The sequence below is a fragment of the Sphingobacterium lumbrici genome (genome assembly GCF_006476045.1).
In the GTDB taxonomy this organism is placed as follows: Bacteria; Bacteroidota; Bacteroidia; order Sphingobacteriales; family Sphingobacteriaceae; genus Sphingobacterium; species Sphingobacterium lumbrici.
Genome location: NZ_SRZY01000031.1, coordinates 117,387 through 131,237, shown reverse-complemented (window position 1 = coordinate 131,237; position 13,851 = coordinate 117,387). Strand labels below are relative to the sequence as shown.

The following is a 13,851-nucleotide window of genomic DNA, read 5'->3' as shown; positions in this document are numbered from 1 at the left end:
CAGGTTCAATTTTAGAATGTAACTGGTGGTTTCCATCTCCGGTGTACGCAACAGTCTGAGCTTGATAACATCAGACAATTCACCTTTCTTAATGGTTAATTTTTGAGGAAGTGGCTCAAAATGCACTTCTGAGATCGCGGTAGAAGCCGTATCTACAGCGATTTCATACTCCCTGTCGCGATCCTCTTTACCACCGGTAACCGCTATCCGGATATCGATAACAGAGTCCTGCTCCTGCGTATAGGAAAAGGAAATATAGGTAGAATCCTTTGCCGATGCCAAAGGAGCTTGTCCGGCGTGATAGAAATAGATATCCGCATTCTGGTTATCAAAGGTCATCAGTCCTTTCTCGCAGGCTGTCATCGATACTACGATCAATAATACAGCCATAAGTTGTTTAATAGTCTTCATTATTTATCAGATTCATTACGATTAGATATTTCGGCCTGTGGAATAGGTACGATGTACTTGACAGGAGTCATCGAGGTATTCCCGATCGCCACTGTACCTGCCGGTATAGAGGTTACATTGTTTCTTTTGAAGTAGAAGAATAACTGCCCTTCACCAAAGAATTCCTTGACGTATTCCTTCTGTATTTCAGTTTTAAACTGCGCATCCGTTAATGTCGGGGCAAGTGCTGCTATATTTCGATTAAGGCGTACCGTACTTAAGTACTCTATCCCCTTTACTTTATCGGGCTCACATTCGGCAGCTATATAATACATCTCACTTTTGCGTAACAGTGCAATCGTGTTTCTATAGGCTCTTCCCTTGTCATCTATGTCGACATGCTTAAAGAAAGTCATATAGGATTTGGTACCCGGCCGTCTCCAGAGTTGATTTGGACCATGGCCTCTAAGATCGGAGGTATTCGATTCAAACGTAGAAATCAAACGAGCTTCTAAAGGCGCTAATATGTTTCTGTCAGCCAGATCACCGCTAAATAATTTTTGGAATCGCTCATAAAGCTCCGAATTATAAACGCCTAAAATAATTTCGGAAGAGAATATAAGATCCGGATTGATACGTTCAACCAAAATATTACTTGGACTAGACCAAGGGAATTTGCTGTCATTATCGATAATGACCTTGGCAGCTTCCAGGGCTTCAGGCTTATTCCCTCTATAGAGATTCACCCGGGCTTGAAGTGCTTTGACGGCATAGTAATTAAATTTGTATTTTCTACCCGCCTCCATGGCTTTATCATTTTCCAGTAAAAGCTCTGCTGCACGGAGATCTCCGGCAATATGGCTCATCACCTCATTAGCGGCAAGGAAAGGCTGTACGGAGACATCCGATTGCTTGCAGTAGGGTATACTTTTTGCCGTAGAGTCGGCAGATAAATACATAGGCCCGAACAAACGCAACATATCAAAATGAAGCATCGCCCGCATGGCTAATGCCTCTCCCCGGTACAGGGAATCTGCCTTTGTACTCAATAATCCGGGTGACTGGTTCAAGCGATCCATAAAAACATTGACGCCTAAAACAACCGAGTAAGCTGATGACCATATATTTGCCATCCGGTTTGCTACCACACCATCCGTATAGGCATGTGTGGCATATCGCGCCATATCATGTTGTGGATTTACATTAAAGCGCTGCGCCATAACCTCCGGCACCGTCAAGGTAAGTGTTTCGCCATACAGGTTATTTGCGGATATACGAACATAGAGTCCATTCATAGCCGCATCAATATTCTGTTTGGAGCTAAACACCTGCTCTTCTAATAATTGATCTTCAGGCTTGAGATCGAGAAATTTTTTGCAGGATGAAAACATCGCTACTACAGCGATTATAATCATGAAAGATAAATTGTTCTTCATTTAAATACTTTTTAAAATGATGCTCTTAAACTGAAGGATACCGAACGTGCATACGGATACAAGATACCACGCTCCCTTTTTACAGACGACAAGCGAAAGATATCATTGGTGTAACCCGTCAGGTTCATATTTCTAAGCCCCATGGCACGAATCCAACCTGTGTTGGCAAACGTATAGCCCATACTGATAGACTCACAGGAAAGTGTATTTTCTTCTTGAATAAAACGTGTTGAGATCTCCGTGAAGGAAGTCAACGATATGCTCTTAAACTGGGCGATATCACCGGGAGCTTTCCACCGGTCATAAAGTGCCCGCTTATCCTGGTTGTTTGCTACGCCCTGGTACGAAATATTCTCGACCTTGCTCAACAGCGCGGAGTTAAACACATCTGCTTTTGTTCTATAGCGCATCATCACGGACAGGGACAGATTCTTATAATTGAAAGAGTTCGTTATTACCCCCTCCAAAAACGGCTTGCTACTACCCACCACCACAATATTGGCACTGTTATAATCCAACGTATGCAGATTGTTCGCTGTTAAAAACATTTCTCGTCCTGTAGCAGGGTCAATACCCAGAGACCGGGCCGCCCAAATATCATAAGGACTTGCTCCATCTTTGTAACGTGTTAATGCTTTCGCTTGTTGCTGCTTCTCGTTGCGCGTTTCTAACGCATTTCCAAAATCGGCATACTTGGTATTCAGTGTCGCTCCTGTTAAATTGACACGCCACACAATACGCTCTGTTTTTTTATCAATAGGTGCAAAACTAACGCGTAGTTCGTAACCATTGGTAATCAAACTTCCTATATTTTCCGCATAATTAGTTACACCTGAAGATGTAGGGTAGTCAATCGGAACAACCATATCCGTCGTTTTCTTATAATAGGTATTAAATGAACCTGTTACTCGATCGCCAAACAGGCCAAAGTCTACCCCACTGCTGATTTGCATGGTCTTTTGCGGTAATACTTCGGGATTCCCCATCGTATTCAACGCTACTCCTTGTCCGTATTGGTTATAGGTTGTTTGGTAATTATAAACCGAAGTGGATAGTATCGTACCCATATTCTGGTTTCCGGTTACCCCGATATTTGAAAACAACTTTAGACGGTTTAATACGGAACTTCCCTTAAAGAAGTTCTCCTGATGGATGTTCCATCCGATACCGGTAGACCAATAAGGTGAGAAGGGATTGTCCTTACCAAAAGAAGTAGAACCATCAATACGGTATGACGCATCAAACAGGTAACGCATTCTATACGCATAATTGACTGAACCTGTCGCGCCTACCGAACGGTGTGCTCTTCTATTGGCCGCAGGTGAAGCGTTTTCTAAATAGGCATAGGCAAAGCGTAGGCTTGGTGCTGCACCGGATGGAAATCCAGCGGCAACAAAGCTTTCGGAACTACTTTCGTTATGCGCTATCTGCCCCCTGATATTGGCCGTAACCTGGTGTTTACCGGCAAATAAATTTCCATAAGAAAGCAATGCGTTAACGTTCATATTGAAACGGTCATTTTTCCCGTTACTATAGCGTCCGCGTTGCTGAAATGGAGTTGATGCAAATTGGGTATTGTCCGGTGAGGTGTACACATCACTCTCAGATACCGATTTGGAAATTTGAAATCCGGTATTGAAACGCAGTTTAGGCATGATTTCATAAATCAGATTCAAGTTATTCTGCAGTTCCATACCTGTTCCCTGATTTTTAAAAGGCAACGAGGCATTGTACAATGGATTAGGAACATTCAATTGTGCGGTTGTAAAAGCACTTCCTAAAGTCCTTGAATGATCTAAGAAAGGGTTATCTGTACCTTTGGCGTAATACGGATTCGCATTGGCATAATTCTCAAAAGAACCGTAGTGAGATTCATTGCTGGCGTGCCCGCGCACAAAGGTGGAGTTATTGATGTTCACTTTATTTTTCCGAAAGGTAAGGTTGATATTACCGCCCCAGGTGTCGCGGTTAGATCCTTTCATTACCCCCGGTTCCATCTTATAATTAAAACTTACGCCATAACGAAACACCGGATCTCCTCCTTTTGCACTAAGGGATAAATTTTGGCTCACTACAGACCGCACGGGCTCATTCAACCAATAGGTATCTACCCCGGTACGAATGCGCTTGAGGTGTGAATAATAGATGGAATCTAATTCTAACTGTTGGATTGGATCATCCAATATATATTTTCCGGACAGACGCTCAAACTCCAGCTTCTCCCACGAGTTCATCATATTGTACACCGTCAGATCCGGTCCATTGATCCGCATATCGTTCGTAAAGTCAAATTGCATCTTGCCCGGCTTGGGTTGCACTGTTTCAATAACCACTACTCCGTTGGCTGCTCTAGCTCCATAAAGTGCAGTCGAAGCCGCATCTTTCAGAATCGTTACTGATGCGACCATGTTCATGTCCATATCAATAACAATTTGTAAGGTCGTTTCAAATCCATCCAATATAAACAGGGGTTGATTTGGCATGGTACCAAAAGCATCTTTAAGGGACAGTTCGTTCACCGCCGTCTTTCCACGAAGCTCAATATCGGGCACGCGATTGGGATTAGATCCGTCCAAATCATTATCCATTACAATAAAAGAAGGATCCAATGCTTTTAAACTCGCAATGATATTGTTATTCCCGACAACCTTAAGGTCTGCTCCGGTAAATGTCGCTGTCGCTCCGGTAAAACTTTCTCTTTTACGATCGATACCTGTACCCGTTACAATGACATCATCGATTTCATTGGACAACACTTTCAATTGAATGTTCAGTATTTCGCTGGCTTTGGCCGGAACCTTGGCGATTTGAGCCTCGTAGCCTAAATAGGTAAAAGAAAGTTGGTCGGTATCATCCTTGATCTGGATTGAATACACACCGTCTTTGCCTGTGGTGGCTACAGTCTTGCTAATCTTTGTCCGAACCGTGACTCCCTCCAACGGATCACCTTTCTCGTTCGTGACGCGCCCGGATACCATACGATGCTGGTTCAGGGTAGTGATGACAGGTTTCGCCTTTACGATAATCGTCTTCTCTTCGATATCAAAGATAAAGGGCTGGTTGATGAACGCTTGACGAAGCGCTTCCTGCAGCGAGACTTGTTTCAAATTCATATCTACTAAGTGTGCTTTCTCCATCATCCGATCACTGTAGATAAAATCGTAGCCCGTCTGCTCCCGAATATCGTTAAATATTTCTACCAACGACACATTTCTCTTTTTCAGCGTTACCTGCTGGCCGTACGTACTAGCCGACAGCTGAAAAAAAGTGACCGTAAGTAATAACACTGTAAATTTCATTGTCCATAATATTTTAGCTATGCCAGCCGGTGGCCTGCACAGTTTATTAATATAAAAATTCATACATTTGTTTTGGTTTAAAAAGGGGCATACCAAATACTTGTCCGGTAGACTGGTAGCTCCTAGGGTACATAAGTTACTTTAATAGGTCCCACTTAAATGGGTACAATAATTGCCTTAAACTAGCCGGGGGTGGTTGCACACTCTCGGCTTCATTTATACTACTGTGTGTGAGATCTTAGGTTTGTATTTTCATAATAAGATTTAAGTATATTTAAATTGGGTTAATTTAATGCTAGGTTTTACGGCATAGCCAAAACTTTTACCGTAGAGTCTTCTATTTTAAATGTTATTTCTCCTGTAGAGGATATTTTATTTAAAATGTCTTTCAGCTCTCTTTTTCTCGACATCCGGCCACTAAAGGTCATCTGCCTGTCTATTCCTTCTGCGTATGCTATCTCGACATTATACCAGCGTGCTATGCGGTTCATGATACTGCCGATACTCTCCTTTTGGAAAATAAAATCCCCATTTTTCCAATCGATAACTTGTTTTACATCCTTTTCAATGATGCTGACCCCCTTGTTGGTCAGTACCGCTTGTTCTCCTGCCCGTAGTGTTACTTCGGAATACACCCCGTCCTTGCTTACAGTACGTGTCTTTACTTTCACCCGGCCTTCCAATAAGGTCGTGCGAACGGCACCATCATCTTTATAGCTGTTGATATTGAAATGTGTACCTAATACTGTAACCTCCTGATCGGCGCTCACCACCTTAAAAGGGTGTAACTTATCTTTCGCTACTTCGAAATAGGCTTCTCCTGCCAGTTCAACCTTTCGTTCGGAAAGCGAGGCAAATGAAGACGGGAACTTCAATGAAGAAGCTGCATTCAACCATACCTTAGAACCATCCGGCAACACAACTTGATATTGCCCGCCTACAGGCGTTTCAATGGTATTATAAATAACTGCTGCAGGGGCAGTCTCCACATTATCAAGGACCTGATACACTAACTGACCGTCTTCTGTTTTCGTAATGACAATTCCGGATTGCTCTGCAAGTTCGCCATTACCGGCATCACTCAAATCAATTTTTCTGCCATCGGCTAAGGTCAATATCGCTTTATTACCTCCCGGCACTACATCATTTAATGCCAAAAGATCGTTATCCGAATCGATATTGCTGTCGGATTGGTATAAATAAACCGCAATCCCTAAACCTATAATCAGAGAAGCAGCGGCAGCAATACGAGGCCAAAGAGCAAAAACCTTCTTTTTCTTCGTAATCTCTTTTATTTTACCCTTAAAGTCTTCCTTCGCCTGCATCAAATCCAACGCTGTAAGATCAGAAATATCCTCTTCGCCAAGATGGTGAAACCATTTTTCTAAGAGCGCGATCTCCTCAGCACTACAATGACCAGCCTTATATTTTTCAAATAATTCTCTTGCGTCTATCATATTAAACAAAGGGTATCTATTCCTTTTATACACCTAAGACGGGAAAGCATATAGCAGTCGGGTACAAGAATTAAAAAAAAATTAAGGAAAATAAAAAAAGCCTTCGAACGAAAGCCTTATAAAAGAGAGTGACTCAAAAAAATCTAGTTCAAAATAACATAAATCAGCCATAAGAAAAAGCCCAGACGCTTACGCAATACATTTAATGCCCGCTTGATCTGCGTATCGACGGTATGCTGAGAAATATCCAAAAGTTGAGCAATTTCTTTATTGGTAAGCCTTTCTTTCCTACTCAATTCAAACACTTCCCGCATTCTTGGCGGTAAGGCCTGAATTTCTCTTTCGATTAACGCTTTTAAGTCATTTTCACGAACCAAGAAATCAGAAGACACATTTGAAGCAATAAAACCTTGTAGGGAAACAATATACTTTTCTTCTACCTGCCTGTGGGCAAATACATCCAACGCCTTATTTCTAACTGCAGTAAAAAGAAAAGAAGCCAGAGACACTTTTAACGAAAAATCAAGGCGCTTATTCCATAATGTGACTAACACATCTTGTACTATGTCTTGAGCCTCTAGTTTATTATGCAGTTTTTTTTGAGCGTAAATATACAATAAGCTATGATAACGCTCATAAATCTCCGTGAATGCGCGCTCATCATTCTCTTTTAAAAGAACAGATAAGTCCGCATCAGAAAGCTTATTATAAAAATCCATATTCTTCAAACAAAAAACAGTACCGGAAATATCTAATACCAAACCCGGCATACAGTCATTAGGCTAAAACCAGCCCAAGTTAAATTTTATTTTTGAAGAATAAAAAAATCAACGAAAAAATTGATTCTACTCTTTAACTGACTACCAAATTAAAGATAACGTGCTATCAGATTTTCCATATACTCCTGCCGACTGCTTTTTATCTCCGATGTACCATAGGATATTGTATGGTCCCAAAGATCCTCAAGGAACAATCTGTCTTTTTCAAAGTCTAATCCAACTCCTGCATTAAAGCTTACATAACGTTCGTTCCTAATTTTCTTATAGTCCGAATGCTGCAAAATACGGTCTGCAATCAACAATGCCCGCGCGAAATTATCCATGCCTCCGATATGCGCGTAGAACAATTCTAACGAGTCTGTAGCATTATGTTTCACCTTCGCATCAAAATTAACTCCTCCTCCGTTCAAGCCCCCGGCTTCGAGAACAGTCAGCATAGCCTTAGTGAGTTCATTGAGATCGGCCGGAAACTGATCTGTATCCCAACCTTTTTGATATTCGCTGCGGTTAACGGCTATAGATCCTAACATGCCTGCATCTGCTGCAACTTGAAGTTCATGTTGAAATGTATGGCCCGCGAGTGTGGCGTGGCCGGTCACCAAATTAAGTTTAAAATCATCCAGCAAATCGAACTCTCTTAAAAAACCGACTACTGTTTCCGCATCATAACCATACTGATGTTTAGTGGGGTCAAAGGGCTTCGGCTCTATAAAAAATGTTCCTTGGAAGCCATTTTTGCGGGCATAGTCTTTAGACATGTGTAAAAATTGAGCCAAATGAGCTCGTTCTCGTTTCATATTGGTATTCACCAATGACATATATCCTTCTCTCCCTCCTCCAAAAACATAGTTTTCCCCTCCAAGTTCGATAGTAGCATGCAATGCTACCTTTACCTGCGCTCCGGCATACGCTACGACCTGAAAATCCGGATTCGTTGACGCTCCGTTCATATAGCGGTGATGGCTGAAAAGATTGGCCGCACCCCATAATAGTTTTACGCCACTTTGTTCCTGCTTTTCTTTGGCATAGGCAACGATTTCTTCTACGTTTCGTTCGTTGTCTAGCATATCATCGGTATAATCTATCAGGTCGATATCATGAAAGCAATAGTAGGGTAACTGCATTTTGGTCATAAATTCAAAAGCACTATCCATTTTTTCCTTTGCACGCTCCACTATTGAAGCTTTCCTCTCCCATGAATAAAAATGCGCAGGGCTGCCAAAAGGATCCGAACCATTTCCATTGAAAGAATGCCAATATGTACAGGCGAATTTAAAATGCTCGGCCATAGTCTTTCCTGCCACCACACGAGTGGGGTCGTACCAACGAAAAGCCAAGGGATTGTCTGATTCGACCCCTTCAAATTCGACCCGTCCTACAGTTTCAAAGTACACTTGATTTCCTGTCAAAATTTTCATTCTATCTTAATTTAAAGTTTATCATCCAAGATCTTTTTCAACTTGCATATACCTCCCCTCATGAGCGATTAATGGCACAAGGGGAGATATAGCTTTAAGTGTTCAACATCCATGAAAAGCCTCTGGTGATGACCATAATTGGAGAATACCGATTGAATATCCGGCGCAAAGGAATGATCTCTGCATATCCTTCCTGATCTTTATTTAATTACAAACCAAGTTTGACTCTTAGCCGGAATATTCACCTCAAATTCAACCTGATAGCTTCGATTCATTTTCATCTCCTTCTCTTGCCCGCCCTGCTCCGATATACGTACAGCATCGGTCAATCCTGTATAATACAAATTAACGTTAATCTTTCTTTTAATTGGCTCATTTAATGGATTATAGACCATTAACAAGCCTTTTTCATTTCCGGTAGGATTCACATGCAGGATCGCATCGTAGTCGCAACCATCGGGGCGCCTGAGATGAATGATATCGCTATCTAATACGTCACGGTGTTTTTTATAGAAATTAACCCATTTCATCACCACTGCTTTGGTCTCGGGGGTATCGTACAATTGTGGCCCCCGATAGCATGCCTGTACACCGGCACCAAACAGATTGGCCATTCGTTGTTCATAATGTGCTAAATGATCCTTCAGCGGCTCAATGGTCGCCTCCTTTCCGCCTCCTTGATATTCAACCAATGGCACAAACATCCATCCCATGGAAGGGGATTTCATCCAAGTGCCATCGAAGATATTTTGCCGTTCGATGATCTCCTGCTGCGCCCGTGGCAATGACCAATTGGCCTCCCGATAACCCATTCCTACTTTATTTCCGCCGTTCAGAAAATACGTATCCGGAATATTCAGATAGATCCCTTTGGATCGACACCATTTATAAAAATCTGTAACCCGTTTAAATTGGTTCCACTGCGAATCATTTTCATCCTTATGACCGGGATGGTCGGTTGAATAACACAGGTCTCCCGGATAAGAGCCGTCATGTTCAAATATCCCCAAGCCTGTCTTATCATAAAGGTTATAGAGCTTCTTGAAGTATTCCTGTCCCCATTCACTTTCCACACAGGGTGAATGTCCGAATCGAGGCGTTTTACCTTCAGGCAATACAACATCATTGTTGGCATCAATATGACGGCTGGCCAATAAAGAATATCCTCCCAATTCGATGTTTTTACTATGGGCGTAATCGGCAAGCTCTTTCATACGCGCTATATTTTCAGGCGAATCATCCTCGGCATTAAATCCGCTCCAGAATGTCATAATCACCATTTCAAAACCTACTTCTGCCGATTGGTCTATCGCTTTCTTAACCGATTCGGTATCCGAGCTCCGTACGTGCATCAATATCGGATTTTCGGTTGCCCAAGGTGCAATAGAACGCATCATCCTACGGTAGCCCAAGCCTTTTCTTTCCCGATCCCAACTGTCATTAATCAATTCCCAAACGCGGAAACTATCGAAACGCTGGCCGGAAGGAATCACTTGCTGCGGACCAATTTTTGGTGCAACTTCAAGCAGACACAATGTTTCCCGTTCGTAGTTTACCTGTGTCATATACAAGGGATCCTTTTTCCATGCGACACTAGAGAAGTAGATAGTCTCTTCGCTCATTCCACCAAAATTATAATCGGTTTCGATTGTAATATTAGGCAACAACCACCGCTGTAGTTGATCGACAGAACTTTCGGGTTCGAATACAGCCAATTGCTCACTGGTGAACGCGTTGAGCATAATATCTCTTCCGGATTGATTATTGACGGTGATCCACTTACTAAAAACCGGTTGATTATCATACAGTTCATAGTGAACATTCACCTCTACATTTTTCAGATAAGCCAATTTAGATACCAGATCTCCCGAAAACTGTGCAGGAAAGTCGCCTAATAGCTGAAAGCTTTCAATATTGGATCGTCCTTCGGTTCCCAATTTGGGATCGTCACCCTTGCCCCCTTTCCGATCCATTTTACCCACCCGTACACGCGATGGTATCTCACTCCCGAACAAGGCCGATACCCCGACCTTTTTCCAATCGATACCATCCAGCGATGCACTAGCTTCAATCACTTTATCCTTCCGCTCTAATCTTAACCACACTTGATTCGCATGACCAATAGCTAAGCTCTCCTGTTGCTGCTTGCCATCATAGAATCCCACTTTCCCCTCTGCGGATCTTACGTTCAACTTTACGACCCGCCCCCCTATAACAAGTCCCAGTCCCGGGCCCCAATCATTCGACTGATCGGTCCCCTTATTCACTTTGGCAATAACGACTTTTGCCTCTTTAGGCCAGTCGCGTTCGGCAAATACCGCACTATTTGCTAAAGCCATAATCTCACCAATTTTACCTTCGTTTAAAAAGGAGTTTCTATCATGCGCTTTTGATTCTGTCAGGGTCCAGTCGTTGGCAAGCTTTTTAAAGTCATCGTTGGCCAGCACAGACCTGTTGCCATCCCATTGCCTACGGTCTGCCATCGCTTTGATCGCCTCTTCGTCCAACTGATAGGTAAATATCAATTCTTTCCCGGGAGGGGGCCATGGCAGATCCTTGGGCATCCAACTTTGCCTTTTCATCCAAGAGAAACGTTCCTTCGTTTCTTCTATACGATATTTCACCATCTTAAACGCTCCGGGATTGGCTTTCAGATTTGGGATCCATTCCTTCAACAGGTAATTATGTACTTCTTGTCCCTCCAATCCGCCTACATCAAACTGAAAACCATCGAGCGTAACACTGGCCTCGGGCCGGACAGACCGCAGAAAGGAAGTGTTCGTCCGCATCTCCTCCAGACCAATGGTAGCCACATTAGACTGTAGCGTGAACGTACGACTCACCAACCCATTGGAAAAAACCAGATAACCTTCATGCGTTTTATACAATTCTGCCTTCGCATTTGACACCGATATCAACCAATCCTTGTCGACAAGCACTTGCTCTCTATTAAATAACTTTGTGTTGACTTGTCCGTACACAAGTACATTAAAAAACAAAATACCCGCAAAAAATATGATCTTCTTTCTCATGATACTATTTATATATTTCTACATCACTATCTAACCTTCAATTTGTATCTGCAAATCCTAATTTCATCCTTTTGCCGATCATCATCTCCTGCATACTATATCTATGCTAACACGTTGGCTAAGGCCATACCTTTTTTTTATGCCCCCCTAATTCTTCGAAAGGCCCGGGAGACGGATTGGACGAACTTCGCTTTTTTCCAAAATAGTCAAGATCTATACGAAGAGCAGAGCCGTCGGTATTTTCAAAAGAAAGATTAGGTATGAGTGCCGGACGTAATGTTTTTGAAGTAACTACGTTCCTTTTCGTTCTGCGCCACTCGCCGGAAAGATTCAATCTCAGATAGATCTCGTTCGCTGTATTTTCGAGTACCGGAATAGCAACATACCCGGTATCGAACAGCGCACTCTTCTCTACTGCTGCTTGGATTTGGTAATTTTTCATACGCTCTTTCGCATCGGCATGTATCTCCCCCATTCGTTGGTTGGATTTGTCCAGTGAAATACCGACACTTCCTTTTGTATAGACATTGCCGTCCAATGTAACCGGAAGATAGGCCTTGCTGTAGTCACTTACATCAGCCCCCTGTATAAACAGATTGTTTACAAACTGTATATCACCTCCGGGATTATCAGACAGCGCCTCTACAAATGTGGAATGCGCCTTCTGATAAGGAGTCAAACGGCTATCGTAGCTTACAACGTTCATTTTACCTGCAAACAGGTTGTGAACAAATGCGGTTCCTTTAGCATTCATCAGCAGACTCGTTTTTGACAGCATCACATTGTTAGCCAGCAACGTGGGCCCATGTGTAACTTCTAAAAATACGTCCAGATCATTCTCATACAGGAGATTATTTGTCACCTGAGCTCCCTGAGCCATCCAATCCAGCCATATCGCTTTGTCTGTCCTGAAAATCCGGTTTCCTGCAATTTTAGTATCTACTGCACCGTGAAATTTGATCCCGGCCATCTCAGCTCCTGTAAACAAACGCTTGATATGAATATCGTGGATCACATTATGCTCTACTGTACTAAATGCACAGCCCAAACTGCCCACAATCCCGGCCTGTTCGCAATGCGAAATCGTATTGTTACGTACAATATGTTCTCCAATAGTACCTTTATTCCAGCCAAAGGCTAAAGCTCTATTGATGGTACCAACATATCCTTCGGCAGATTCTGTCATTCTATTATCATGCTCATCACCATATTTACCTAATGTGATGCCCACACACTTCGAATATCGGACATCGTTGTTCTCGATAATCCAACCTCTACTCCAATGTGTTCCGATCAACCCTACCTGTTCAGCGGTCGGGGGTGCCCAATTAGTTGCTGCGTGTTCCATCGTCAAACCACTGACAGTAAGGTAATTTATAAAAGGCTTATCCGGATAGAATACGGTTTGACGAACATTTATTTCTACGGTCTCTTCATTTGGATTGATATCCTTAAATTGCGCCCAAATAGTTGTTGTCCCGGTGTCTACTTCCGCCCACCATAATTGATCTTTTTCATCCCCATTTGCTAAGACTTGTTCCTTATTTACAGCCTCCATCAACCAATGTCCATTCAGATACACCGCTCCCGTATGGTATTTTCTTTCTTTGGGTGTTGGCCAAAACCAGTCGCCGCGGATCCTGTCGGCAAACGGATTGAAATCACCAAAAAGACGATTCGACACCCTCGTTTCCCAGACACCTTCCCTCACCAACTTCCAGTCTTTGACCACTTCAGACCCTTTGATGATAATCTTCTCGCCCGGAGCTGCTCTATATACGATACGCTCTTCATCAGAGTTGCCGCCACGCGGAGGTGTGATCCGTTCACGATATACTCCTTCGTGAATGGTAATGACATCACCCGGCATGGCACGATGAGCTGCTGCCATAATCGTCTTCAATGGCTCGCTGTGCGTCCCCATGTTTGCATCATTTCCTGTCTGTGCTACATGATATTCCTTACCTTGTAACTTTGTTTGTGCTGTACCATACAGACTAATCAGCAACAACATAAATCCGCAACTAAATTTCAACATAT

8 protein-coding genes are annotated in these 13,851 nt (G+C 42.8%); all 8 read right to left on the bottom strand.

What is annotated here, in order from left to right; genetic code table 11:
• On the bottom strand, positions 1-411 hold a 411-nt coding region (locus E4F24_RS12765), incomplete at its 3' end, for a DUF4843 domain-containing protein (protein WP_140939401.1).
• Positions 411-1,826 carry a RagB/SusD family nutrient uptake outer membrane protein gene (locus E4F24_RS12760; RefSeq protein ID WP_140939398.1) on the bottom strand — a complete coding sequence of 472 codons (1,416 nt, stop codon included), beginning with the start codon at positions 1,824-1,826 and terminating at the stop codon, positions 411-413. The genes E4F24_RS12765 and E4F24_RS12760, both read right to left, overlap by 1 nt.
• Positions 1,827-1,837: 11 nt before the next feature.
• Positions 1,838-5,125, bottom strand: a complete 3,288-nt coding sequence (locus tag E4F24_RS12755; RefSeq protein WP_181182488.1) for a SusC/RagA family TonB-linked outer membrane protein — start codon at positions 5,123-5,125, stop codon at positions 1,838-1,840.
• A 302-nt stretch (positions 5,126-5,427) separates the two neighbouring features.
• Positions 5,428-6,582, bottom strand: a complete 1,155-nt coding sequence (locus E4F24_RS12750) for a FecR family protein (protein ID WP_140939394.1) — start codon at positions 6,580-6,582, stop codon at positions 5,428-5,430.
• Between the two features lie 143 nt (positions 6,583-6,725).
• Positions 6,726-7,301 (bottom strand): RNA polymerase sigma-70 factor, encoded by a 576-nt coding sequence (locus E4F24_RS12745; RefSeq protein ID WP_140939392.1) that lies wholly within the window; start codon positions 7,299-7,301, stop codon positions 6,726-6,728.
• 149 nt (positions 7,302-7,450) lie between these two features.
• Complete coding sequence (gene xylA / locus E4F24_RS12740; protein WP_140939390.1) at positions 7,451-8,779, bottom strand: xylose isomerase; 1,329 nt, start codon at positions 8,777-8,779, stop codon at positions 7,451-7,453.
• Between the two features lie 200 nt (positions 8,780-8,979).
• A complete protein-coding gene (locus tag E4F24_RS12735; protein ID WP_140939388.1) occupies positions 8,980-11,811 on the bottom strand; it encodes a DUF1349 domain-containing protein in 2,832 nt (943 codons plus the stop codon).
• A gap of 118 nt (positions 11,812-11,929) precedes the next feature.
• A complete protein-coding gene (locus E4F24_RS12730; protein ID WP_140939386.1) occupies positions 11,930-13,849 on the bottom strand; it encodes a right-handed parallel beta-helix repeat-containing protein in 1,920 nt (639 codons plus the stop codon).
• Positions 13,850-13,851: the final 2 nt, after the last annotated feature.